Origin of the sequence: Methylobacterium adhaesivum (assembly GCF_022179065.1) — a bacterium.
GTDB classification, from domain to species: Bacteria; Pseudomonadota; Alphaproteobacteria; order Rhizobiales; family Beijerinckiaceae; genus Methylobacterium; species Methylobacterium adhaesivum.
This window is the reverse complement of the sequence record NZ_BPQD01000015.1, coordinates 77125-101437: the sequence shown is the minus strand read 5'-3', so window position 1 is coordinate 101437 and position 24313 is coordinate 77125. Positions and strand designations below refer to the sequence as shown.

Below are 24313 nucleotides of genomic sequence, written 5' to 3'. Positions count from 1 at the left end.
GTCAGGCGGCGGCCCGGGCCACGGCTTCCACCACCGTGTCGACCACGTCCGACACCAGGGTGCGGTCGTCGCCCTCGGCCATGACCCGGATCACCGGCTCAGTGCCCGAGGCGCGAATCACCAGGCGTCCGCCGTTTCCGAGTCGGTCGCGCGCATGGGCAATGGCGGTGACGACGGCTTCCGCCCGAAGGGGCTCGCCCGAGCGATAGCGGACGTTCCGCAGGATCTGCGGCAGAGGATCGAAGCAGTGACAGACCTCGCTGACGGGTCGGTCCGACCGCTTGACCACGCTGAGAAGCTGCAGGGCCGCGACGAGGCCGTCCCCCGTCGTCGCGTAATCCGACATGATGATGTGGCCGGATTGCTCGCCGCCGAGGTTGTAGCCGTGTTCGCGCATATGCTCGAGGACGTAGCGGTCGCCCACCGCCGTGCGGGCGAGCGACAGGCCGATTCCGCCTAGGTAGCGTTCCAAGCCGAGATTAGACATGATCGTGGCGACGAGACCCGGTTGTGTCAGGCGGTCGTCCTCCTTCCACGAGCGGGCGACGACGGCCATGAGCTGATCGCCGTCGACGGACTGACCCTTCTCGTCGACGATGAGGACCCGGTCTGCGTCGCCATCGAGGGCGATGCCGATATCGGCCCGCAGCTCGCGGACCTTGGCCGCGAGAGCGGCCGGCGCCGTCGATCCGACATCCTGATTGATGTTGAAGCCGTCCGGCTCGTCGCCGATGGCGATCACCTCGGCCCCGAGTTCCCACAGGGTCTCGGGGGCGACACGGTAGGCGGCGCCGTTGGCGCAATCCACGACGATGCGGAGGCCGTCGAGAGTGACGTTTCGCGGCAGGGAGCGTTTGGCGAACTCGATGTAGCGGGCGTGCACGCTCTCGATGCGTTTGGCCCTTCCGAGGTCGCGCGAGCCCGAGAGGCGTTTGTGCAGCTCACCGTCGATGAGCGCTTCGATCTCGCGCTCGACCTCGTCGTTCAGCTTGAATCCATCGGGGCCGAACAACTTGATGCCGTTGTCCTCGAACGGGTTGTGCGAGGCCGAGATCATCACGCCGAGATCGGCCCGCATGGAGCGGGTCAACATCGCGACGGCCGGCGTCGGCATCGGGCCGAGCTGCAGCACATCCATGCCCACCGAGGTGAAGCCGGCGATGAGGGCGGTCTCGATCATGTAGCCCGATAGACGGGTGTCCTTGCCGATCACCACGCGGTGGCGGTGGTCCCCGCGCTGGAAGATCAAGCCGGCGGCCTGACCGACCTTCAGGGCAAGTTCCGGCGTGATGACGCCATTGGCGCGGCCCCGGATACCGTCCGTGCCGAAATATTTGCGCGACATGGCTTTCGCAATCCGTCTCTCTTGGGGCCGTGGGGCGTCAGGGCCGATGGCTCTTGCAGGTCGTGCCCCCGGCGGATCCGCAGCGCACACGACCGGGACGATAGGCGGCCGAACCTGAATCACGGGTTTCCCGGGCACGCAGTCCCCATAAGCGCGTGAGCCCGCCGGAGGGGCGGGCTCACGGTCAAATCGTTCTAGGAGGATCGAAGGTCAAGCTTGGGGCTGCGGCTCCAGGCCACCATCGGTTTCACGCGGCCGCCCACGACCGGCGGAGGGCACCGAGGACCCACGAACGGTGCTCGACGGTCCGTCACCGGAATCCCGAACGGGCGGCTTGCCGGCGATGAGGTTGCGGATCTCGTCACCCGACAGGGTCTCGTATTCCAGCAGCCCCTGAGCGAGGGCCTCGAGATCGTCCTTGTGCTCACCGAGGATGCGGCGGGCCTCCTCGAGGCCGGTCTCGACGAGTCGGCGGACCTCCGCGTCGATCTTCTGGGCGGTGGCCTCCGAGACAGTCTGCTGACGGCCCATGGACATGCCCAGGAACACCTCGTCGTTGTTCTCGCCGTACGCGACGGTGCCGAGTTCGGGCGAGAAGCCCCAGCGGGTCACCATCATGCGGGCGAGACGCGTCGCCTGCTCGATATCCGACTGGGCCCCCGAGGTGACCTTGTCGGCGCCGAACGTCATCTCCTCTGCGATGCGGCCGCCCATCATGATGGCGAGGCGCGAGGTCATCTGCTCAAAGCTCATGGAGAGCTTGTCGCGCTCCGGCAGCTGCATGACCATGCCGAGCGCTCGGCCGCGCGGGATGATCGTCGCCTTGTGGACGGGATCGGTCGCCGGCACGTTGAAGGCGACGATGGCGTGGCCGCCTTCGTGATAGGCAGTGAGGCGCTTCTCGTCCTCGGTCATGACCAGGGTCCGGCGCTCGGCCCCCATCATCACCTTGTCCTTGGCGTCCTCGAACTCGTGCATCGTGACGATGCGCTTGCCGCGCCGCGCCGCGAGCAGGGCGGATTCGTTGACGAGGTTCATAAGGTCGGCGCCGGAGAAGCCGGGCGTTCCGCGCGCGATGACCTTAAGGTCCACGTCCGGTGCTAGGGGCACCTTGCGGACGTGGACACGCAGGATGCGCTCGCGGCCGACGACGTCGGGGTTGGGCACCATGATCTGGCGGTCGAACCGGCCCGGACGCAGCAGGGCGGGATCGAGCACGTCGGGCCGGTTGGTGGCCGCGATGATGATCACGCCCTCGTTGGCCTCGAACCCGTCCATCTCGACGAGGAGCTGGTTCAGGGTCTGCTCGCGCTCGTCGTTGCCGCCGCCGAGGCCGGCGCCGCGATGGCGGCCGACCGCGTCGATCTCGTCGATGAAGATGATGCACGGGGCATTCTTCTTCGCCTGCTCGAACATGTCGCGCACGCGGGAGGCGCCGACGCCGACGAACATCTCGACGAAGTCCGAGCCCGAGATGGTGAAGAACGGAACGTTGGCCTCACCCGCCACAGCGCGGGCGATGAGGGTCTTACCCGTGCCGGGAGGACCGACGAGGAGAACACCGCGCGGAATGCGGCCGCCGAGGCGCTGAAATTTCTGTGGATCGCGCAGGAACTCGACGATCTCCTGGAGATCCTCCTTGGCCTCCTCGACGCCGGCGACATCGTCGAAGCTTACGCGCCCAGAGGCTTCCGTGAGGAGCTTCGCCTTCGACTTGCCGAAGCCCATGGCCCTGCCGGCGCCCGATTGCATCTGGCGCGAGAGGAAGATCCAGGCGCCAATGAACACGAGGATCGGCAACCAGCTCACGAGGAGCTGGATGAACCACGGCGTGTTGTCCGAGGGCGGGCGCGCGGAGATCTGCACCCCCTTGCTCTGGAGCTTGGACACCAGGCTCGGGTCGTTCGGAGCGTAGGAGGTGAAGTTGCCGCCGCCGACGTAGGAGCCGCTCACGTCCTGCCCGGAGATCACCACCGTCTGAATCTTGCCGGCATCGGCGTCGTTCAGGAGCTGGCTATAGGCGATCTCGGTACCGCCGCCCCGATGCCCCGGATTCTGGAACAGGGTCACGAGGGCGAGCACGAGCAGGAAGATGACGACCCACAAGGCGAAATTGCGGAAATTCGGGTTCATCGATCAATCCCTGGGGGTGTCCGGGTCCGCAGTGTGAAGAGGCGGATATCAGTCCGGGCACTCCGAGCCAATGTAGGCACCGCCGTCCCCCTTGCCAAGTAAATCGCGCGGGCCTGCGGCAAGGCCGTCCGCCCCGGTCACGCTCCCCGCCCGCGGCGGGGCTGGGGCCAGGGTCAGTCCCCTCCCCCGTGTCAGCGTAACGAGGCAGCCGCCGAGGGTGCGGCGCAGGAATGTCCCGGCGTCGAGGGCCGGACGCAGATCTTTCAGGATCAGCCGCTCGATCCGCTCCAGCCGCGGGCTGGCGCCCGCCGCCCCAAGGGCTCGCGCGACGACGCGGATCAGGATCGCGTCGGGCAGCCCCGCGAGGGCAGGTGCGTCGAGGCGGACGAGAACGGGGCCGTCGGCGGGGCGGATGGCTGCCGCATAGGCGGCTGCGGCGGCCTGGGTCAGGGCTTCGTCGTCGCGCGCGCAACGCGCGGCGAGTCGGCACAGGCGAACGTCGCTCAAGCCCTCCTGGGCGAGGACGGGCATGAGTCGGCGAAGGCGAGCGCGGGCAAAACGCGGATCGGCATTCGAGGGATCTTGGATGGGGATAAGTGCTAAGGCCGCGCAATAGGCGACGAGTTCAGCCTTCCGCAGGCTGAGGAACGGCCGCCCCAGCTGCACGGCGTCGGCCAGGGGGCGCTCGGACCGCATGCCGGCGAGACCGGCCGGACCACTGCCGGCGAGGAGGCGAAGGAGAACGGTCTCCGCTTGGTCGTCCCGAGTGTGGCCGGTTAGCACCCAGGCGGCCCCGAGGTCTTGCGCATAGCGGGCGAGGAGATTGTACCGGGCGGCGCGGGCGGCGGCCTGCAAGCCATGGCCCGGCTTCGGCGCAGTCCACATGAGGGTCCGATGCGACAGTCCGAGCCCCCTCGCCATCTCGGCGACCCCGGCGGCCTCGGTGGCAGAGGTCACCCGCAGGCCGTGATCCACGGTGGCGACGTGGAGGGGCACCGTCGCTCCCGCCCGCAGGGCCGCGTGCAGAAGAGCCGTCGAATCGGGGCCGCCCGAGACGGCCAGGAGCACACCGCCATGGGGTGTGGTGGGGGTGACGAACGGAACGAGCGACGCCTCGATGGCGCCGAGGTCGAAGTCCCAGGCGGTCACGCCGCGCAGCGGGCACGCTTCTGTTCGCGTGTCACGCCCTGGCGGACGGAGGGCGCGGCACCGGGGAACTTGCGCTCGAGTTCGGCGAGGGTTGCGCAGGCCTGCTCGCGGGCGCCGAGGGCGTTGAGAGAAGTTCCGAGCTTCAGCATCGCTTCGGGCGCCTGGGGCGAACGCGCGTAATCCGTCGACACCTTCAGGAACTGCTCGGCCGCCTCGCGATTGCGGTTGCGCTGAAGGTAGCTCTCGCCGAGCCAGTAGGTGGCCGCCGGCACCAGCCCATCGCGCGGGTGGGACTGGATGAACTGGCGCAGGCCCATCTCGGCCTGCTCGTATTGCCGCTGAAGAATGAAGGCGTAGGCCGCCTCGTAATCCGACCGAGCGTCGCCCGTGCCGGTGGCGGCCACGCTGCCGCTCGGGCGGGTCGGCTGGGCGATGGCGCCGGTGGTTGGCACCCGCGACGGCGGCGTCAGGTCGACGGGCTCGCCGAAGCCCGGAGACGAGAGTCCGGGCTCCTCGTCCTCGGACTCCACCACGTTGGGCGGCACCGCGCGGGACCGGGGCGCCTCGGCGACGGGAACCGACGGCTGCGTCGCGCCAAGCGGCATCGGGGCACCGGGTCGGCCGGGATTCTGCTCGGGATCGAAGGCGTCGCTCCGCTTGGCCGGCTTCTGAGCTGCCGGATTGCCGCCCGGCACCGGAGCGGCCCGTCCACCCTTGTCGCCGCCCTTGGCTTCCTGAAGCCGGAACTCGACGTCCTCCTGGAACTTGCGCAGCTGCTCCTTGAGCTGCCGGTTCTCGTGCTGGAGCGTCTCGATCTGCCCGGCTTGCTGGCGCGACTGATTCTCAAGGCGGTTCAGGCGCACGACAAAGTCGGACCCGTCCTGAGCCGCCGCGGGCAGCACAACCGCGAACGTGAGACAGGTGGTAAGGAGAAGGCGACGGAGCATGGCAATCGGCACCGGTGAACGTGTCCCGTGAAGGCCAGCGACGCGGCCTTGCGCCCCATAACAGGTGTGCCGCATTGCGGCAAAACGCGGGCGTTTCGTTCGACACCTGGAGATATCCGCCTCGTCTCGGCCGCTTGTCATTGACCGAGACGAGGCAGCGGAAATCAGGATCCAGCGCCGCGATCGAGGACGGTGACGGCGCGGCGGTTCTGTGACCAGCACGAGATGTCGTTACACACGGCCACAGGCCGCTCCTTGCCGTAAGACACTGTGCGGATACGGCTCGAGGCGATGCCGCGCGAGGCGAGGTAATCGTTCACCGCCTGGGCACGGCGGGCGCCGAGGGAGAAATTGTACTCGCGGGTGCCGCGCTCGTCGGCATGGCCCTCGATGAGGAAGGTGTAGCGTGGGTAGCGCTGAAGCCAGGCCGCCTGTTTGTCGAGGGTCGCCGTCGCCGTAGGCGTCAGATCCGTCGAGTCCGATTCGAAGAATACGCGATCGCCGATATTGACCACGAAATCCTGGGCGCTGCCGGGTGTGCCGGCGCCGGCTCCGTAAGCGCCACCGCCGGCGCCTCCGGCACCGAAGCCGGAGGCATCGGCGAGATCCTTGTCGTTGCTGCAGGCGGCGACGCTGAGAGCGGCGCAAAGCGCCACCGTGAAACTCAGCACGCGGGAGCGCGCGATCGTGACCATGGTCCTGTTCTCCTCGGACGGTGCCTGCGCCCGGCACGGGCCAACTCGGTGACTCGCGCGGCGTTTCAAGGCTCGTCGATTAAGCCGGTCTGGTTAAGCGAGGGTTCCGTCAACCTTGACACGGGGTTTCGGCCGCGCCTTCTCGGAAGGCCACGTGCGTGGACGCACCCTTGACCAGAATTCGCGTTCGTCGCGGAATCAACTCACGCATCAATACGGCGCGTCTGGGTCCATTCGATGGAAGGCCGGCCATTTCACGCTCCCTGTCGCCCCCGTGCAACGGAAGCTCTCAGGCGGCGCAGGCTTCCGTCGTCGCCGCGATGGCACAGGCTTCGAGTTCGCCGATCGCAGCGATCGCGCCCTTGGCCGCAGAACGGGCGGCCCGCAGGGGGGCGACCAGATCGATTCCGAGGAGGCAGGCCTGCTCCATCTCGATGCAGCGCCGGGACAGCTCGAAGAAGCCGAGGGATCCGCTCACCGACAGCAAGGTGTGCGCGTCGTGCCGCAGGGCGGAGCGATCGGTTTCGGGCGCGAGAAGCCGCTGAGCAATCTCGCTATTCAGGTGACTGAGAAGATCCATTAAGCGCACACGCCCGAAAACGCTTTCGAGTTCGGCAAGTGTCGAGGGATCGTACACGAGCTCGGACTCGTCGAATTTCGACACTTCGAGCAGGTCGGGCGCGCCGTCGCGAATCTTTATCGTGTCGATGGGGGGTGGGGATCTCGGCACGGACAGGCCACGGCAGCGTTCAAGGACCGTTAACCAATACAGCATAGCTTCGACTATGGAAAGAGTTGGAATATGCGATGGATTCCCGTTGCCGGGTTTTGGTTGTCGAGGATAATTATCTGCTTCTCGACATGCTCACCCGCGTCTGCGAGCAGGGCGGGTCGAGCGTGATCGCCGTCTCCAGCGGCGAGGCGGCCCTGATGGTGATTCGCGAGACGGGGGCGGCCATCGACTGGTTGTTCACGGACATCAACCTGCCTGGCCTCGTCGACGGCTGGACGGTAGCCGAGACGTTCCGGGCGCTGCACCCCGGCCGTCCGGTCGTCTATACGTCAAGCAGCGCGCATCCGCCGAAGCGGGCGGTCAGCAACAGCCTTTTCGTCGCTAAGCCGTTCCGGATGCAGCCCGTCGCGGAACTCGCCCACGGCATCGCCGCCACCACGGGCTCGCGCGCCGCCGGCTGATCCGGTCTGCGAGGCGGCGACCCGGTCCCTGGCGCCCCGTATCGATCGCCCGATTCAGGCGAAGATCGCCCGCACTGCCGGATCATCGCGCCAAGCGGCGACGCGCGGGCAGACGAGGCTGTCCACGGGTAGTCGGGCATACGTCTCGAAACTACCGGACACGAAGGCCGCGTGGTCGAGGAGTGTCGGGGCGGTTGTCCCGGCAAGCTCTTTCGGCTTGAACCGCAGGCTGCCTACGAGCCCGTAGCGCCGGGCGATTTCCGGGTAGAGCGGCCAGACTGCATCCGTCGCGAGATCGTCGGCGAGGTAATCCTCCACAGGAATATCGGCAGGCTTCAGCCCCGCCTCGCGGGCGAGGCGGCGGGCGAGATCGCCCAGCACGAAGAGCTTGGGGTGATTGAGCACGTGCATGAAGCAGCCGCGCCGTGACCAGCGCGCCAGCTCGGCCTCGAGGGGAAAGTCGATGTCGCGGGCACTGCCGAGCAGATAGGCGCTCGCATCGACCCAGGCCTCGTAATAGCCGAGGCATGCAAAGACGTCGTCCCGGAACAGCGCCAGGGTCTCGTCCACCGTGCGCCCCTCACGGTAGGCACAGAGCGCGATGGCGGAGTGGTACGGTCCCATGGGCGAGTGCACGAGGCGCGCAGCCGAGAGGGCGCCAATATCGCCGACATGAACCATGTCGGGGTGAAACGCCGGAAAGAGGATTGTCGGGAATAGCCGCAGGCGCGCGTTCCCCTGTGCCAGGGCGTGGACGTTGCCACCGTCGAGGAACCCGTCCGGAAAGAATTGGGTGAAGACGTGGTCGAACGGTGCGAGGTGGCGGCGCAGCTGCGCCACGCTGCCGTGGTCCCGGCGCAGTGTCGCGAGGGGGACGAGGGTCACCTGCGCGTCGGGCAGAAGCAGGCTCAAGGCGCGGCCGATCCCCTCCGCCTGGCAATTGCCCAGGACGGCGATGCGCGGACCGGTGCGCTCCGGTCCCGCCTGAGGGCCGGGCCGGCGCCACGGTCCCGCCCAGGATGGTGACCATGACGGCGAGGAGAGAACGGATCGCCCGAAGTTCGCGACCCTTGCGAAGGCCCGGTGCGGCCAGCCTGTAAACGATCGGATGAGAGGTGCCGCCGTGGTGATGAACCCTTACGCCGATCTACCGGCCGAGCGATTCTGGCGCAAGGTCGTGGCGGGGGTGCCGCCGTTCGCCCTGGCGCCGGGGCCGAGCGGCGCTTTCTCCATCGCGCCGGGCGCCCGGGTGGCTACGGCCGGCTCTTGCTTCGCCCAGCACGTGTCGCGCGCCCTGACGGAAGCTGGGTTCGGCCGCTACCTCGCCGAGCCCGCCCCCGCGGGGCTCCCGCCCGATGCGGCCGAAGCGCGCCAGTTCGGCACCTATTCCGCGCGCTACGGCAACGTCTACACCGCGCGCCAGCTGCTGCAGCTGTTCGACCGCGCCTATGGCACCTATCGGCCGGGTCTCACCGCCTGGACCCGTCCGGACGGGCGCCTCGTCGATCCGTTTCGTCCCGCCATCGAACCCGCCGGCTTTGCCGACGAGGCGGCCCTGCTCGCCTCGCAGGAAAGCCACCTCGCGGCCGTGCGTCGGATGTTCGAGGACCTCGATGTGTTCGTGTACACCCTTGGCCTGACGGAGGGATGGGAGCACCGGGCCGACGGCGCAGTCCTGCCGGTGGCCCCGGGGGTGATCGGCGACGGGTTCGATCCCGAACGCTACGCCTTCGTCAACGCCCGTGCCTCGCAGGTCCGGGACGACATGCTCGCGTTCCTGGACAGGTTGTTCCGCGTGAACGCCCGCGCCCGGGTGATCCTGACGGTCTCGCCGGTGCCGCTCATCGCCTCCTATGCCGACCGGCACGTCCTCGTGTCCAACGCCTACAGCAAGGCGGCGCTGCGTGTCGCTGCGGAGGAAGTGGTCGAGGCCGAGCCGCGCGCGGTGTATTTTCCCGCCTACGAGATCGTCACCAGCACGGCCAATGCCGCCCGGTACTACGCCGACGACCTGCGTTCGGTGACACCGGAGGGGGTCGCCCACGTGATGCGGGTGTTCCTCGGGGCCTTCACCGAGAGGGCGCCCCGCGCGGCGGTGCCCCATCCCCTCGGCCTCGAATACGCCCGCGCCGCCGGTGTCGTCTGCGACGAGGAGGCCATCGAGCGCAGCCTCGCCTGATCGCCCTACTGCAGGTGCTTGAAGTAGGTGTCGCCGGCCGCGCGCTTCAGCTCGGCACCCGCCTCCGCGCCGATCCGCGCGGCATCGGCGACGGACCCTGAGCGCTGCACCGCCCAATGGGCGCTGCCGTCCGGCAGGAAGAGCAGCCCGTCGAGGGACAGGGTCTCGCCCGCGATCCGGGCCAGGGCCGCGATGGGCGTGCGGCACGAGCCGTCGAGTTCGGCCAGAAGCCCGCGCTCGGCGTCGAGTTCGGCGGTGGCGCGGGGACAGACCAGGGGGGCGAGGAGAGCGCGCACTTCGGCGTCGGCTTCGCGGCACTCGATGCCGAGCGCCCCTTGCGCCACGGCCGGCAGCATCTCGTCCACGGTTAGGACGCTCCGGGCCATCTCGGTCATGCCAAGGCGTTCGAGGCCGCACAGGGCCAGGAGGGTGGCGTCGCAGGTCCCCTCCTCCAGTTTGCGCATCCGAGTGTTGGCGTTGCCCCGCAGGGGAACGATGCGCAGGTCCGGCCGGCGCATGAGCACCTGCGCTGCGCGTCGCAGGGATGAAGTCCCGACGCGGGCGCCCGCAGGCAGGTCCGAGAATCCCGCGGCGCGGGGCGACAGGAACGCGTCGCGCGGGTCGTCGCGCTCCAGGATGCAGGCGATGACGAGACCCTCGGGTAGCCAGGTCTCCACGTCCTTCATGGAATGGACGGCGACGTCGACCACGTCAGCGAAGAGAGCCTGTTCGAGTTCCTTGGTGAACAGGCCCTTGCCGCCGATCTCGGAGAGCGGGCGGTCGAGGATGCGATCGGCGACAGTGTTGACGACCACGATCTCGGTCTCGAGCCCGGGATTGGCGGCGACGATCTGGTCCCTCACCAGTCCGGTCTGGGCGAGCGCCATGGGGCTGCCGCGGGTGCCGATGCGTAGGGGGCGCTGGATCATGGGCGAAGATCGCTCGGGCTGTGGTCCTGAGCACCGTGGTACGCAGTCCGCGGCGCCCTGTCACCGGGCATGGGACAACGCGAAGGCGGGCATTTCGCGGAGGAATCGACTGGCGTTCTTGTCACAAAATTAGTGGTTCCGCGCGCCCTGTGGTTGCAACGCAGGAGTTGTAGCGATTGGCGGGACGACGGACGGATGAGGCTGAGCAAGCTTGAACGGTACTATCAGGCCGAGTTCGGTCCCCGTGATGATCCCGATGACGCGGATCCGCGCCCCGTCCGCCCCTCACGCGCGGAGGACGTCGCTCCCCGTCGCCGGGGGCCCGGCCTCTTCAAGATCCTCTTGCTCGTGAGTTCCCTCGCCTCGTTCGGGACCTTCGTCGTCACAGCCTTGATGCCGTGCGGTGCCGGTTCCCGACCAGCTTTCCTACCACAGGGGCTCGTTGCGGCCGCGTGCGCACGCCAGGACCTGTTCGGACAGCTTTTCACCCTGCAGGCGCAGCTCCGTTCCATCGCCACGGGCATGCGGTGAGGCCGCCATGACGAAATATTCGGACTCGCCGAAACAGGGCGTCCTATCGGAGACCGTCCCAGCGGGCCTTGAGCCAGGCCGAGAAACGAAATTTCCTCGCCGCATCGTCCCAAGCCATGAAACCGTGAAGGCCCACTTAGCCAGGGACTATTACGGCCTCCAGGCGGCTCCTCCGAAGAAGTCGCGATGGAGCCGCATCAGCTGGAAGCTCGGTCTGATGATCGATCTCGCCCTGCTCAGTCTACCGGTTCCGGCAGTGATCGTGCTTCCGCCGCTCCTCGAATGCCGGCAAACGGAAGTGAATGTCGGCTTCTTCGCGGGCGATTCCTTTGAGGCTTGTGCCCAACGCCGGATCGTCGCCCGCTGGAATCATCTCGACTCGCAATTGAAGATGATCATCCGCGGCTCGGGCCGCTGAATATCACGCGCAAGCCTCCCGCCGCACCGTTAGTTTCAAGCTAAGCCTTCGGCGCACACGGACGTTCGGTAAGACTTTTCGCTTGTGCGAGGCCCTTCGAAGCGAACGCCACACTCCCGAGGGGCGAGCGGCGTTCGCCGAGGCTTGCCCTCAGAACGCCTGGAGCGTCAATTCCGTGTGCTCGACGCTGGGCGGCACCTCGAAGTACGGCGAGACCATGGCCCGGTAATCCTGCCAGGCCTGGGAGCCGGTGAAATCCTTCGTGTGGCTCTCGAGGGTGTCCCACTCGATGAGCAGGCGGTAGCGCTGCGGCTTCTCCACGGAGCGCCGGACGGCGAAACTACGGCAGCCCTTGGCGGCGCGGAAGATCTCGGCGGCCTTAGCGATGCCGGCCTCGAAGTCGGGCTCCGAGCCGGGCTTGATGTCGATCTGGGCGATTTCGAGGATCATGAGAGGATTGGGTCCTTTGCGGGGCGTGGGGTTCAGCGAAGGGGGCGGCCCAGGGTCCGGGCGAGGATGCGCTGGGGGCTTTGCTTCGGTTCGACCTGATCGACGACCGCGAGATAAGCGGTCTGCTCCAGCATGTAGCGGCCCCCCATGGCGCCGTGCATCACCAGATCCGAGAACGTGACCCAGGTCTCGCCCGGCGCGAACTGCACGTCGGCCTGCGGCGCGTTCGCCTGATAGGCCATGTCCTGTTTCAGGGCATCGTGCAGGTGCAGCATGAGGTGATCGTATTCGGAACGCCGGGCCTTGGTGATCTTCAGGGCGGCCAGCAGGCGCGCCGAGAGGGGCGAATAGCCCGGAAGCCCGGGCACGAATTTCTGTGCCATGGAGGCGAAATCCTCGCCGACCCGCCACAGGCGCGGCTGGCCTTCGCTGTTGATGTTGCGGAAAATTCGTAGAATCCGCTTCTCGCCGATAGGGTTCGATGGAAACGCATCCACGTGCAGGCGGGTGTCGTCGCGTCGCCAGCTCAGCTTGCGCCGATCGACTTCGAAGGGCCGATAGGATGTGCCGGCGAACGTGACCTTGCCGCGATAGGCCGGCAGATGGCGGTTGATCAGCGCCTCCGCGAAGGCGCGGTACCGGATGAGGAGCTGGCGCAACGCCTCCTGTTCCTCGGTCGTGCCGGCCGCACCGCGCAACGCGGCGTCCTTGCCCCGGATGTTGACATTCTTGGCCTTGCCGTCGGCGAAGGGACGTTCGACGAACCGCTCCTCGAACGGGCTCAGGGGGAAATCCAAGTCGGAGAACTTCAGAACCGCGCCGCCTTCCAGGGCCTCGACGAGGGAATGCGTTCCGGGCGCCGCGCCCTCGTGGGAAACGGAAACGATCGGGCTGATCATCGCGGGCGGCATCCTGTTCGAGCTGGCGGTGACGTCGTTTATCCGAAGGGGGCGGGGGAGACCAACCCGTCCGCGCATTGTCTCCGCCGAGAGTCCGTCTTCGCGAATACCGGTGGATGACGAGACTGCCCGGTTGTCAGGACCAGCTCCTGCGCCCAACCATTGGCGTTGCGCCGCGCGCAACTCAAGGGCGTGCGGCACGTTTGTAAGACGGTCCCGGTTCCATAGATTCGGAGGCCGGCGGCTTTGGGGATGCCAGCATGGCGACGTTGAAGGAATTCGAGGAGTCGCTCCGCGAGCATGGGATGCTCATGGCGCTCGCCCTCCTGGAGCGCTTGCGCGAGCGGGACCGTGCGACGCGGACCGTGAAGCCGGCGCGGCGCCTGACGGGACAGAAGATGACGCCGGAACTCGCCCGCGCGATCCTCGATCTTCACGCCACCACGGGCATGACTCAGCAGGAGATCGCCTTCAAGGTCGGCGTGAATCAGGGCCGGGTCAACGAGGTGATCAAGCGCGGCAAATGGCTCGATGACGATCCGAATGCGCCCGAGGCCATCGCGCGCGACCGGGCCAAGGCGCGGATACGGGCCGAGCCGCCCGCCAAGCGCCCGTCGGTGAGGGCGGCGAAACCCGCGTCTCGAAGTGGCGCGGCCTCGGCGCGGCGTGCAAGCCCGCAGGGACAACTCATCTTCGGCGACCTGTAGACCGCACACGACGACGCGCCCCCGGATCGGCGACGGTGCAGCGGCGTTCTCCGAATGGACGCGCCGCCTGCTGCGCCCCAAGGGGACGGGACGAATGAGACGTGTTTTGGCGACCGCCCTGTGTCTCGCCGCCATCGGCCCGGCGCAGGCTCAGCGTGCCTCGACCACGGCCATGAGCTGCGCGCAGGCACAGGACACCGTCTCGCGTCAGGGCGGAGTGGTTCTCGGGACCGGTGGCGCGACCTACGATCGCTTCGTCCGAGACCGCAGCTTCTGCGAAATCACTGAGATCACGATTCCCGCCTTCGTCCCGGCCCGCGACACGCCGCGCTGCTTCGTCGGATATCGCTGCAAGGAGCCCGGCCGTGGCGACCGCTTCGACGACGAGTCCTGACACCCACGCGAGCCTGCACGCGAAAGCGCCCCGGTCGGGTGACCGGGGCGCGCGATCAGAGCACGTAACGTTTCGGCTTAGGCGGCCTCTTGCACCGTGCCTTCGATGGACGGAGCCGGCGAAGTCCGCCCAGTAGCGATCTGAATATGACGCGGCTTCTTCGCCTCCGGAATCTCGCGGACGAGATCGATATGGAGGAGGCCGTTCTCCAACACTGCACCCGTCACCTGCACGTAGTCCGCAAGCTGGAAACGGCGCTCGAAGGCGCGTGCGGCGATGCCCTGATGCAGGAATGTCACGGGCTTGTTGGGATCCGGGGTCCGTTCACCCTTGAGGGTCAACGCATTCTCCTTCACCTCGATGGAAAGATCAGCGTCCGTGAAGCCGGCCACCGCCACGGTGATCCGGTAAGCGTTCTCGCCGGTGCGCTCGATGTTGTAAGGCGGGTAGGTCGGAGCCGGATCGGCGGCGACATACTGGTCGAGGGCCGAGAACAGCCGGTCGAAGCCGACGGTGGAACGATAGAGAGGAGCAAGATCGAACTGGCGCATGACATATTCTCCATAAGAAGCAACATGCTTAGAATGGGTCCGCCCTAGGGCCGGACCTGTCGCACCGCCGTAACGGCCGGTGCTTCCATGATATTGGCGGGCCTGTTTGTCCCTGCAAGAGCCTGGATCGCCGGAACATGGGCGATCGTTCGAAATTTTTCCGCGTGAGAACCTAGGGGCGTGGCGGATCGCCGGATGGGATCTTGCCGAACGAGGAGTGTTGGATGCCGACGCTGACTTCCACCCCGGACAATCCGGTTCCGCCCGGCGGGGTTCTGACGACGGTCCGCACCGAGGACGGCCTCGACCTGCGGGTGGCTCATTGGCGTCCCACCACCCGGCTCGTGAAGGGCACCATCTGCCTGCTCCAGGGGCGGGCCGAATTCATCGAGAAGTACTACGAGACCATCGGGGATCTGCGCCGTCGCGGCTTCGCCGTCGTCGCATTTGACTGGCGCGGCCAGGGCGAATCGCAGCGCCAGGTGGCAGATGCCCACAAGGGTCATGTGACCCGGTTCGCGGATTACCGCCTCGATCTCAAGGCCGTGGAGGAGGCGGTCCTGTTGCCGCTCATGCCGTATCCGCACATCTGCCTCGCCCATTCCATGGGGGGCGCTGTGGCCTTCGCCGCCGCGGCCGAGGGCCGGCTGGCGTTCGAGCGGATCGTCACCGTGGCACCGATGCTCGCCCTCCGGATGGTGCGCTGGCCGGCCGGTGCCTCGATCCTCGCCCGCAGCCTGCACCGGATCGGATTGGGGCGTCGCTACATTCCATTCGGCCGGCCGGTGTCCATCGCCACCAAACCGTTCACGGGAAACCGCCTGTCGGGGGATCCGGTGCGCTACGCACGCAACGCCCGAGCCGCCCAGAGTGTCGGGGCGGGTGCCGTGGGTGATCCGAGCATCGCGTGGCTCGCCGACGCGTTCCGCATCATGGCGCACCTGCGCGACCGGCGCGTGGCCGGCCGCATCGCAATCCCGACCCTCATCGTCGGGGCCGGTGCCGACCCCGTTTGCGAGACTCGGGTGGCGGAGCGGTTCGCCCGGCTTGTGCGGGGAGCCCATATCCTCGTGTTGCCCGCGGCCCGTCATGAGATCCTGTCGGAGACCGATGCGATCCGCGACGATTTCTGGGCTGCGTTCGATGCCTTCGTGCCGGGACAGTCCGCCGGACCGATCTCGGCCGGGGCTTATGCCGAGACGTGAGCGACGTTCAGGGGTTGAGCAGCCGCAGGGCCTCGGCATGCAAGGCCCGGTCGGCCGCCGCCACGATGCGCCCTCCCCCGGCGGCGGGCCCACCGTCCCAGGTGGTGACCACACCGCCGGCGCCTTCGACAATCGGGATAAGGGCGACGATGTCGTAGGGCTTCAGCCCCGCCTCGACCACGAGGTCGATCTGCCCCGCCGCCAGCATGCAATAAGCGTAGCAATCGGTGCCGTAGCGCGAAAGGCGCACGGCCGCCTCGATGGCGGCGAAGCCCTCGCGTTCGGGACCGTCAGCGAACAGGCGCGGATCGGTGGTTGCAAGAAGCGCGTGTTTCAGGTCCGTCCCACGCCGGGTCCGTAGGGTCCGCTCGCCCCGCGCCGAGCGCATCCGCGCCGTGGCGCCGTCCCCGGAGAACCGTTCGCCAAGATATGGCTGGTGCATCAGGCCCCGGACCGGCACGCCGTTGCGGGTGAGACCGATAAGGGTGCCCCAGGTCGGCAGGCCGGCAATGAAGGCGCGGGTTCCGTCGATGGGATCAAGCACCCAGACGCATTCGGCGTCCAAATTCTCAGAGCCGAATTCTTCGCCGAGAATTCCGTGGGTCGGGAAGGTGCGGCGGATCAGGCCGCGCAGGATCACCTCTGCCGCCCGGTCGGCCTCCGTCACGGGATCGAAGGTGCCGCCGTGGCCCTTGTCGTCCATGCCGAAGGCGGCGCGGAAGAACGGGAGGATCGCCTGGCCCGATTCGGTGGCGAGATCGTCCATGAATCGCGCGAGATCGACGACGCTCATCGGAGTTTCCTGTCGCTGGGGCCGAGACCGCAGCGAAGCGGACGGGGCGACCCGCCGTCAAGCCCCGGCAGTACCGGGCCGGCGATCAGGCGGGGACGGGTGCTCCGACGGGATGGGGCACCGGGCGGTCGGCGTTCGCGGGCGCAGGGGCTGTCGGATCCACGGCGGCCACGATGGCTTCGACGGCGCTCCGCAGGGAAGCGACATGCATGTCGGCCGGTATCGCCCTGGCCTGTGCCGCCTCGTCGAGACCGCTCTCGTCCGCCTGCCACAGGCCGACGACCATGTGAGCCCCCGGGATCTTGCGCCTGAGGCGCTCGGCCAAGCGGCGTAGGTGGGTCGGCTCGCCACTGATGGCAGTGGAAACGATACAGACGATTCGCGCCGGCCCCGGCTCGAACGTGTCGATCTTGGCCCGGGCCACGTCCGAGAACGGCACGAGGCGCGCGTCGATCCCCCGGTTGCCGAGAAGCTGGACGAGGATCGCACAAGCGGCGCCGTCAACGAAGCTCCGTCCGGCGACGCACAGGACCGTTCCATTCGGCGCAACGTTCGCCCTGACGACGGACGCTCCCGTTGACGCGCCCTCGCGCGCTTCGTGATCGGCCACGTCTTCATGGTCGGCGAGATCCTCGACGAGGCCGGATAGGCTCTGTCGAATGTCCGCTTTCTGCTCGGGCGTCAGCACGCCGCGCGCCGCGTCACGTGCGGCGAGTTCGAGCCCCTTGATCACCACTTCGTCGTAGTAACTCACCAGTGGACAGGTCTTCAGGATGAGTTCGGCGTGCTCCTGCACCTCGTCGGGGTCTCCCGCCAAGATGCGCTGGTAGAAGTTCTCCACCGGGGTCAGGGCAGGCCGGTCTCCGAACAGCACGTCGAGGAATTCGAGCTTGTCCACGTGCCGCCCCAGGACCACGAGGCAGACGGTGAGTGGCGTCGACAGCAGCAGACCGACGGGTCCCCAGAGCCACGTCCAGAACAGCGCCGAGACGAGGACGGCGAAGGGCGACATGCCGGTGGAGTGGCCATAGAGCATCGGTTCGATGAAATGGCCAACGATGGGCTCGAGGACGACGAACAGGATCAGCGTCTCGACCACCATCGTCCAACCGGGATCGACGGCCGCCGCCAGGGCCAAGGGGAACAGCGCCGAGACGAAGGCCCCGATATACGGCACGAAGCGCATCAGGGCCGAGAAGATGCCCCAGAGGACCGGGCTCGGTACGCCGATGAGATAGAGGCCGATGCCGACGATGAGGCCGAAGGCGGCGTTGAGGGCGAGTTGAACGAGAAAGTAGCGGCTCAGGCGCTTGGCCGCGTCGTCCATGGCGACGGTGGTGCGGTGGAGATCGCTCGAACCGGCAAGGCGGATCATCCGGTCGCGCAAGTCCTCGCGCTGCATCAGCAGGAACAGCAGCACCACGAAGACGATGCCGATGGTCGCGAGCGGATGCAGGATGGGCGACAACAGAGTGCCGGCCAGGGTGAGCGCGTCCGGCGCCCGGTCCTTGACCTCGACGAGGATCGCCTTCTCCGGCGGCGCAGCATCGGGGGCCGGCTTGGTCTCGGGCTCCGGCTTCGGTTTCGCCTCGTCCCGATGCATCGTCCGGCCGATGCTCGTGACGTACTCGGCCATGCGGCCGGCGGGCGTATCCTGCAGGCCCTCGATCTTTCGCTCGATGGTGGTGCGATAGCGCGGCACGTCGGTCGCGATATCGGCGAGTTGCACGCCGATGAGGGTCCCGAGGGCTCCGACAACACTCAAGGTCATCAGGACGGAGACGGCCACGGACAGGAAGCGCCCGAAGTGCCAGCGCCGCAGCAGGTTCACGAGGGGGCCGAGGACGAACGACAGCAGGATCGCGATGGCGATGGGGATGAGGACGTCGCGACCGAGATAGAGACCGGTGACGAGAAGCGCGGCGATGAGGAGGGGCGAGGTGACGGTCGGAGCCGGTGTTCCGGCGGCGGCGATCCGGGTCGGACGCGGCACGATCAGCGAGGATCTGGAGTTGGGTCTCGTCGCCATGCCGGTTCCGTCTCGACGCCACACTAGGAGCCCCGTGTTCGGGACCGCGTCTCGGCAACGGTGCGGCGCGGCAAAACGATCCCTGGCGGGCGCCATTCCCCTCGCGATTCCGTGATCAGGGCGCGAACGGCGCCACGATGCACCCCGCTTCTTCCAGGCTCCGGCGCACGGCGCGAGCGATGTCCACCGCATGCGGATCGTCGCCGTGGACGCAGACCGTGTCGACGGCGACGGGGATGCGCCGACCCGACAGGGTGACGATGGCCCCCTCCTCCACCATGCGTCGGGTGCGGTCGGCGATATCGGCCGCATCGGTCAGCACCGCCCCGGGCTGGTTGCGCGGCGCGAGCTGCCCGTCTTCCGCATAGGCGCGGTCGGCATAGATCTCGCGCACCACCCGCAGACCGGCCGCCTCCGCCGCCCGTTCGGCAGGAAGGCCCGGCATGGCCACAACGACGAGACTGGCGTCGACGCCCCGCACGGCCCTGGCGATGGCCCGCGCGACGTTGTCGTCGGCATTGGAGAGATTGGCCAGGGCCCCGTGCGCCTTCACGTGGGTGACGCGGTGGCCGGCCAGCGCCGCGCAAGCCTGGAGGGCGCCGATCTGGTAGGCGACGTCGGCCTCGATCTCGTCCGGTGTCGCGCGGATCACGCGACGGCCGAAGCCGCGGAGGTCGTCGAAGCCCGGATGGGCGCCGATCGCCACCCCCCGTGCCCTGGCGGCCCGCGCCGTCTCCACCATGATCGCGGGATCGCCCGCGTGGAAGCCGCAGGCGACATTGGCCGAGGTGACGATGTCGAGGAGTGCGGCGTCGTCGCCCAGGGTGAAGGGGCCGTAGCCCTCGCCGAGATCCGCGTTGAGATCGATGCGCATGCCGCTCGCCCCCGCTTCCGCCCGTCGCGTCACACGAGAACCGGCATCGCGTCGGCTTCGGGCGTCTCGAACACGCGGCGGTAGCGCGCGATCTCCGTCTCCGGCCCGATGGCCTTCGAGGGATTGTCCGAGATCTTGACCGTGGGCCGCCCGTTTGCGTCGATCACCTTGCAGACGATGGAGATGGGGTCGAGCCGGCCATCGGGCACCAAGCCGCGAAAGTCGTTGGTTAGCAGGGTGCCCCAGCCGTAGCCGATGCGCATGCGTCCATGGAAATGAGCGTGGATGGCTTCGATGGTGTCGACGTCGAGGCCGTCGGAGAAGATCGCGAGCTTCTCACGGGGGTCGCACCCACGCGAACGCCACCAGGCGATGGCCTCCTCACCACCCGCGATGGGCTCCTTCGAGTCGATGCGGATGCCGGTCCAGGCGGTCATCCAATCGGGGGCGTGGGCGAGAAAGCCACTGGTGCCGTAGGTGTCGGGCAGCATCACCAGCAGATTGCCGGCGTAATCCTGCTGCCAGTCGGCGAGCACGTCGTAGGGCGCCCGGGCGAGGGCAGCGTCGTCCTCGGCCAAGGCTGAATAGACCATCGGCAATTCGTGGGCATTGGTGCCCACGGCCTCGACTTCCCGGCGAAGCGCGATGAGGCAGTTCGAGGTTCCAAGGAAGTGGTCGCCGAGCCCCGCCCGCATGGCCTCGACGCACCAGTCCTGCCACAGGAATCCGTGGCGCCGCCGGGTGCCGAAATCCGCGATGGAGAGGTCCGGCAAGTGGGCCAGGCGTTCGATCTTCTCCCAGACCCGGGTCATGGCGCGGGCATAGAGCACCTGCAGTTCGAGCTTGCCCATGTGGCGCACGACGCCCCGCGCGCGAAGCTCGTTAAGGATGGAGAGGGCCGGAACCTCCCACATGGTCGTCTCGATCCAGGGGCCGTGGAAGGTGAGCACGTATTGTCCGTCGCGGGTCTCGAGCTCGTATTCGGGTAGGCGGAAGCCCTCCAGCCAGTCCATGAAATCGGGCGCGAACATCCGGCGCTGGCCGTAGAAGGTGTTGCCGCGCAGCCAGGTCGATTCACCTCGGCTTAGGGTGAGGCTTCGGGCGTGGTCGAGTTGCTCGCGCAGTTCCCCGGCATCGACGAAATCGGCCAGGCGCACGCTGCGCGAGCGGTTCTGGATGCCGAAGGTGACGCGGGTGTCGCGATGGCGGCGAAAGATCGTCTGCGCCATCAGGAGTTTATAGAAATCGGTGTCGAGGAGGGACCGGACGATGGGATCGATCTTGAAGCTGTGGTTGTAAACCCGGGTCGCGAGGTCGAGCATGATCGGTCACGGTTCCGGCGCGGGCCACATGCCCGCTCGGTGGCGAGCAGCGCATAGGCATCGGGCGCGAGTCAATCGAGCCTGCCGGTGAAGAGACATGGAAAAGGGCGGCCACCCCATCGGATGACCGCCCTGCTTGAGACGCCGAACGCCCGAGGGTTCAGGCGAGATCGACCTTCTTCGTCTCGGTCTTCGGCGACTCACCCGTGAGCGCGGCCTTGACGTAGCCGTAGATGTGCAGCGCGGTGGCGTTGGGGCTGTCCCAGTACTCACCCTTCTCCGGGTGGATGCGGATCAACGCCACTTCCGGATCGTCCTTTCCGTTGGGGAACCACGTCTTCATGCTTTCGCTCCACTTGTCGTCGATGGCCGACTGATCAGTGACGATCTCGGCCTTGCCGGCGACGGAGACGTAGGTCTGGCTCGAGGGGTCCGAGTAGGCGAGGTTGACCTGGTTGTCCTTGCTGATCTCGGCGGTCTTCGGCGAGTGCAGCTTGGTGAAGAACCACAGGTCGCCGTTCTCGTCCGCCTCCTGGCACCACATCGGCCGGCTGTAGAGCTTTCCGTCCGGATCGGCGGTGGTCATCATCGCGACCTTGATGTCCTTGATGAGGGCGAAGAGCTTCTTGGCGCCCTCGTGATCGCGGTGGTTGCCCTGGTGCATGGGATGGACTCTCCGACTGGAATTCAATTCTGGACTCGACGCGTGCGGCGGGCGTTCCTGGAACGGTCGCCGTCGGCGGTTCGTGGGCTCAACGGACGAGCTTCGTATTGGTTTCGCGCTGATGGGCCGCGCGGCATGGGGTTGCGCTCCCGGTCGCGTCATGCTGTCCCGTGAGGGAGAGGCGCGCGAGACGCGCGATCGATGCGTCCGGGCTGCTTCGCCCCACGCGCTCAGGGAGCCCGAGCTTGGCGATCACCCGCGACGATGTCCTCAAGGTCCTGTCGACCGTCACCGTCGACGCCGCAGGAACCACCCTGCCCGCGTCCGGCCGCCTGTCGCAGGTGGTGGTCGATCCGACGGGTCGGGTGATGTTCTCGATCCTCATCGATCCGAGCGAGGCCGAGCGGTTCGAGCCGATCCGCCGCCGGGCCGAGGGCGCGGTCCTCGCGACCGCGGGCGTGTCCGGTGTGTTCGCGAGCCTCACCTCGGAACGTGGCCCCAATCATCCGGCGCAAGGCGCCGCCCCGCAGCCGCCCGCCCCGGGCCGGCCGGCGGCTCCCCCGCCGCCCCGCACCGGCCCGGCCCTTCCCGGCGTCCGCCACATCGTGGCCGTCGCCTCCGGCAAGGGCGGCGTCGGCAAATCGACCACGGCCTGCAACCTCGCCCTCGCCCTGTCGGCCCAGGGCCTGAAGGTCGGCCTCCTCGACGCCGACATCTACGGTCCGTCCGTGCCGAAGCTGTTCGGCCTGTCGGGGAAGCCCAAGGTCATCGAGGAGCGCCTCCTCGCCCCCATGGAAGGCTACGGCATCAAGGTCATGTCCATCGGCTTCCTCATCGAGGCCGAGACGGCGATGATCTGGCGCGGCCCCATGGTCCAGTCGGCCATCACCCAGATGTTGCGCGAGGTGGCCTGGGGCGACCTCGACATCCTCGTGGTGGACATGCCGCCCGGTACCGGCGACGCTCAGCTCACCATGGCCCAGGCCACGCCGCTCTCCGGCGCCGTCATCGTCTCGACGCCGCAGGACCTCGCCCTGATCGATGCCCGGCGCGGCGTCACGATGTTCCGCAAGGTCTCGGTGCCGATCCTCGGCGTCATCGAGAACATGGCGACGTTCGTCTGCCCGAATTGCGGCCACGCCTCACACATCTTCGGTCATGGCGGTGCCCGCGACGAGGCCGCGCGCCTGGAAGTCCCGTTCCTCGGCGAGATCCCGTTGAACATGACCATTCGGGAAAGCTCGGATGCCGGGCGCCCGGTGGTGGCCGTCGATCCGGACGGGCCGCAGGCACGGGTCTATCGCGACATCGCGGCCAAGCTCTGGGCCAACCTCAGCGGCGCGCCGGTGGCCCGCGCGGCGCCCCGGATCGTCTTCGAATCGTGACGGACGGCGTCGTCCTCGGCGTCGTCCTGGCCGGTGGCCTGTCTCGGCGCATGGGCGGCGGCGACAAGACCCTTAGGCTCCTCGCCGGGCGTTCGCTCCTCGACCGCGTGGTGGAGCGCTTCGCGCCGCAATGCGGGGCCGGCCTGATCCTCAACGCTAACGGTGATCCGGCCCGGTTCACGCGTTTTCCCGGCGAGATCATTGCCGACGACGTGCCGGACCATGCCGGGCCCCTTGCGGGCATCCTCGCGGCTCTGGACTACGCCGCGCATACGCCGTCCGGGATCGGCCATGTCGCGAGCGTCACCGGAGACGCGCCGTTCCTGCCCCTCGATCTCGTCGCTCGCCTCGCCGGGGCCGCGCGGGACGCTCCTATCGCCATGGCGTCCTCGAACGGACGCGAGCATTTCACCGTGGCGCTGTGGCCCGTCGCCGTGCGCGCTGCCTTACGCGACTACCTCGTCGTACGGGGCGAGCGGCGAGTCGGCGGCTTCCTGCGGGAACAGGGCGCGGTGGCGGTGGAGTGGGGCACCGACCCACTGGATCCGTTTTGGAACATCAACACGCCGGACGATCTCGGCCGGGCCGAGTCGTACCTCGCAAACGCCTGAGATTCGTCAGGGCAGGCGCCGCCAGCGCGGGTAGAGAACGCCGAGGGCGAGGCCGCCCAGAACGAGGAGCGCCGCGCCGATCTTCCAGGCCGGGAGGGGCTCGCCGAGCCATAGGGCCGAAGCGCCGATGCCGAAGACCGGAACCAGCAGGGCCATGGGCGTGACGAGGGCGGCCGGGTGGCGCGCGAGGAGCCAGCCCCAGACGGCATAGCCGAACAAGGCGTTGCCCACCGCCTGCCAGAGTACGGCTCCCCAGGTCGCCGCATCGGCGCGCAGCACCCCGTCACGGATCGCATCCCACCCCTCGAGGATGAGCGACAGGACCAGCAGCGGCGGTGCCGAAAACAGGCTCGCCCAGACGACGTAGGGCAGCATACTCCGCACGCCGCTCGCCCGCGCCACCATGTTCCCGCCGGCCCAACTCGCGCCCGCCAGGAGCACGAGGCCAAGGCCGAGCGGCGTGGTCGAGGCATCGGTGTGAAGCGCGATGACGAGGATGCCCGAGACCGCGAGCAGCAGGGCCATCCACTGGAAGCCGCGCACGCGCTCGCCCGTGAGCCACATGGACAGGCCGATGGTGAAGAACACCTGCACCTGAACGACCAGGGAGGCGAGGCCCGGCGCGATATCGCTGCGAATGGCGACGAAGAGGAGGCCGAACTGTCCGGCGCCGATGAGGAGGCCATAGGCTGCGAGGTTCCGCCAAGAGGCGGCGGGCCGAGGCAGCAGGAAGACGCCGGGCACGGCCGCCAGGACGAACCGCAGGCCCGCGAACAGCAGGGGCGGCAGATGGTCGAGGCCGATGCGGATCACGACGAAGTTGGTGCCCCAGACCGCTACGACGGCCAGGGCCAGTAGGAGGTCGCGCGGGGGGAGCGTCGCTGGATTCATGGTTCGGCCGACTCCCGG

The 24313-nt window shown here is 68.0% G+C and carries 25 protein-coding genes; 8 read left to right on the top strand and 17 right to left on the bottom strand.

Annotated elements, in window-relative coordinates; genetic code table 11:
• Window position 1 precedes the first annotated feature (1 nt).
• The 6 genes from glmM to MFF01_RS12935 all read right to left on the bottom strand — a co-directional run bounded on the left by glmM (window position 2) and on the right by MFF01_RS12935 (window position 7044).
• Window positions 2–1345 (bottom strand): phosphoglucosamine mutase, encoded by a 1344-nt coding sequence (glmM, locus tag MFF01_RS12960; protein ID WP_238225925.1) that lies wholly within the window; start codon window positions 1343–1345, stop codon window positions 2–4.
• Window positions 1346–1555: 210 nt separating this feature from the next.
• On the bottom strand, window positions 1556–3478 hold the full coding sequence (gene ftsH, locus MFF01_RS12955) for an ATP-dependent zinc metalloprotease FtsH (RefSeq protein WP_238225923.1): 1923 nt from the start codon (window positions 3476–3478) through the stop codon (window positions 1556–1558).
• A gap of 48 nt (window positions 3479–3526) precedes the next feature.
• Window positions 3527–4627 (bottom strand): tRNA lysidine(34) synthetase TilS, encoded by a 1101-nt coding sequence (tilS, locus tag MFF01_RS12950; protein ID WP_238225920.1) that lies wholly within the window; start codon window positions 4625–4627, stop codon window positions 3527–3529.
• Complete coding sequence (gene ybgF / locus MFF01_RS12945) at window positions 4624–5574, bottom strand: tol-pal system protein YbgF (protein ID WP_238225918.1); 951 nt, start codon at window positions 5572–5574, stop codon at window positions 4624–4626. Before ybgF ends, tilS begins: the two co-directional genes overlap by 4 nt.
• A 164-nt stretch (window positions 5575–5738) precedes the next feature.
• Window positions 5739–6269, bottom strand: coding sequence for a peptidoglycan-associated lipoprotein Pal (gene pal / locus MFF01_RS12940; RefSeq protein ID WP_238225916.1), 531 nt, complete (start codon window positions 6267–6269; stop codon window positions 5739–5741).
• Window positions 6270–6558: 289 nt separating this feature from the next.
• The gene (locus MFF01_RS12935) at window positions 6559–7044 is read right to left on the bottom strand and encodes an Hpt domain-containing protein (RefSeq protein WP_238225914.1); all 486 of its coding nucleotides are present in this window, start codon (window positions 7042–7044) and stop codon (window positions 6559–6561) included.
• Between the two features lie 32 nt (window positions 7045–7076).
• On the opposite strand from MFF01_RS12935, the gene MFF01_RS12930 reads away from it, so the two are divergent.
• Window positions 7077–7463, top strand: coding sequence for a response regulator (locus MFF01_RS12930; RefSeq protein WP_238225912.1), 387 nt, complete (start codon window positions 7077–7079; stop codon window positions 7461–7463).
• 54 nt (window positions 7464–7517) lie between these two features.
• Here the strand turns inward: MFF01_RS12930 and MFF01_RS12925 are convergent, their stop codons facing one another.
• The gene (locus MFF01_RS12925) at window positions 7518–8573 is read right to left on the bottom strand and encodes a WcbI family polysaccharide biosynthesis putative acetyltransferase (protein ID WP_373319755.1); all 1056 of its coding nucleotides are present in this window, start codon (window positions 8571–8573) and stop codon (window positions 7518–7520) included.
• 19 nt (window positions 8574–8592) lie between these two features.
• Between MFF01_RS12925 and MFF01_RS12920 the strand changes: the two genes are divergently transcribed.
• Window positions 8593–9642 carry a GSCFA domain-containing protein gene (locus MFF01_RS12920; protein WP_238226038.1) on the top strand — a complete coding sequence of 350 codons (1050 nt, stop codon included), beginning with the start codon at window positions 8593–8595 and terminating at the stop codon, window positions 9640–9642.
• Between the two features lie 5 nt (window positions 9643–9647).
• Here MFF01_RS12920 and hemC read toward each other — a convergent pair whose 3' ends face one another.
• A complete protein-coding gene (hemC, locus tag MFF01_RS12915; protein ID WP_238225908.1) occupies window positions 9648–10571 on the bottom strand; it encodes a hydroxymethylbilane synthase in 924 nt (307 codons plus the stop codon).
• A 538-nt stretch (window positions 10572–11109) separates the two neighbouring features.
• On the opposite strand from hemC, the gene MFF01_RS12910 reads away from it, so the two are divergent.
• Window positions 11110–11520 (top strand): hypothetical protein, encoded by a 411-nt coding sequence (locus MFF01_RS12910; RefSeq protein WP_238225906.1) that lies wholly within the window; start codon window positions 11110–11112, stop codon window positions 11518–11520.
• 150 nt (window positions 11521–11670) lie between these two features.
• Here the strand turns inward: MFF01_RS12910 and MFF01_RS12905 are convergent, their stop codons facing one another.
• Together MFF01_RS12905 and kdoO are read right to left on the bottom strand one after the other, a co-directional pair.
• Window positions 11671–11970, bottom strand: a complete 300-nt coding sequence (locus MFF01_RS12905; RefSeq protein ID WP_238225904.1) for an antibiotic biosynthesis monooxygenase family protein — start codon at window positions 11968–11970, stop codon at window positions 11671–11673.
• Window positions 11971–12002: 32 nt separating this feature from the next.
• Entirely contained in the window at window positions 12003–12869 is an 867-nt protein-coding gene (kdoO, locus tag MFF01_RS12900) for a Kdo hydroxylase KdoO (RefSeq protein ID WP_238225903.1), read from the bottom strand.
• A gap of 260 nt (window positions 12870–13129) precedes the next feature.
• On the opposite strand from kdoO, the gene MFF01_RS12895 reads away from it, so the two are divergent.
• Both MFF01_RS12895 and MFF01_RS12890 read left to right on the top strand, forming a co-directional pair.
• Window positions 13130–13576, top strand: a complete 447-nt coding sequence (locus MFF01_RS12895; protein WP_238225901.1) for an RNA polymerase subunit sigma-70 — start codon at window positions 13130–13132, stop codon at window positions 13574–13576.
• A 94-nt stretch (window positions 13577–13670) separates the two neighbouring features.
• Window positions 13671–13970, top strand: coding sequence for a hypothetical protein (locus MFF01_RS12890; protein ID WP_238225899.1), 300 nt, complete (start codon window positions 13671–13673; stop codon window positions 13968–13970).
• 77 nt (window positions 13971–14047) lie between these two features.
• Here MFF01_RS12890 and MFF01_RS12885 read toward each other — a convergent pair whose 3' ends face one another.
• Window positions 14048–14521: an Hsp20 family protein gene (locus MFF01_RS12885; RefSeq protein ID WP_238225897.1), complete on the bottom strand. Its 474-nt coding sequence runs from the start codon at window positions 14519–14521 to the stop codon at window positions 14048–14050.
• 224 nt (window positions 14522–14745) lie between these two features.
• Here MFF01_RS12885 and MFF01_RS12880 point away from each other — a divergent pair, with 224 nt between their 5' ends.
• A complete protein-coding gene (locus MFF01_RS12880; protein WP_238225894.1) occupies window positions 14746–15726 on the top strand; it encodes an alpha/beta fold hydrolase in 981 nt (326 codons plus the stop codon).
• Window positions 15727–15733: 7 nt separating this feature from the next.
• Here MFF01_RS12880 and hisN read toward each other — a convergent pair whose 3' ends face one another.
• From hisN to MFF01_RS12855, 5 genes are all read right to left on the bottom strand, one after another.
• Complete coding sequence (hisN, locus tag MFF01_RS12875; RefSeq protein ID WP_238225892.1) at window positions 15734–16519, bottom strand: histidinol-phosphatase; 786 nt, start codon at window positions 16517–16519, stop codon at window positions 15734–15736.
• 85 nt (window positions 16520–16604) lie between these two features.
• Window positions 16605–18548, bottom strand: a complete 1944-nt coding sequence (locus MFF01_RS12870; RefSeq protein WP_238225890.1) for an AI-2E family transporter — start codon at window positions 18546–18548, stop codon at window positions 16605–16607.
• Window positions 18549–18663: 115 nt separating this feature from the next.
• Window positions 18664–19422: a LamB/YcsF family protein gene (locus MFF01_RS12865; RefSeq protein WP_238225888.1), complete on the bottom strand. Its 759-nt coding sequence runs from the start codon at window positions 19420–19422 to the stop codon at window positions 18664–18666.
• A gap of 29 nt (window positions 19423–19451) precedes the next feature.
• Window positions 19452–20744: a nicotinate phosphoribosyltransferase gene (locus MFF01_RS12860; protein WP_238225886.1), complete on the bottom strand. Its 1293-nt coding sequence runs from the start codon at window positions 20742–20744 to the stop codon at window positions 19452–19454.
• A 160-nt stretch (window positions 20745–20904) separates the two neighbouring features.
• Complete coding sequence (locus MFF01_RS12855; RefSeq protein ID WP_238225884.1) at window positions 20905–21408, bottom strand: pyridoxamine 5'-phosphate oxidase family protein; 504 nt, start codon at window positions 21406–21408, stop codon at window positions 20905–20907.
• A 245-nt stretch (window positions 21409–21653) separates the two neighbouring features.
• Here MFF01_RS12855 and MFF01_RS12850 point away from each other — a divergent pair, with 245 nt between their 5' ends.
• Entirely contained in the window at window positions 21654–22793 is a 1140-nt protein-coding gene (locus tag MFF01_RS12850) for an Mrp/NBP35 family ATP-binding protein (protein ID WP_238225881.1), read from the top strand.
• The gene (gene mobA / locus MFF01_RS12845; RefSeq protein ID WP_373319754.1) at window positions 22787–23404 is read left to right on the top strand and encodes a molybdenum cofactor guanylyltransferase MobA; all 618 of its coding nucleotides are present in this window, start codon (window positions 22787–22789) and stop codon (window positions 23402–23404) included. The genes MFF01_RS12850 and mobA overlap by 7 nt, the downstream gene beginning before the upstream one ends.
• Before the next feature lie 6 nt (window positions 23405–23410).
• Here the strand turns inward: mobA and MFF01_RS12840 are convergent, their stop codons facing one another.
• Window positions 23411–24295, bottom strand: coding sequence for an EamA family transporter (locus tag MFF01_RS12840; protein ID WP_238225880.1), 885 nt, complete (start codon window positions 24293–24295; stop codon window positions 23411–23413).
• Window positions 24296–24313 lie beyond the last annotated feature (18 nt).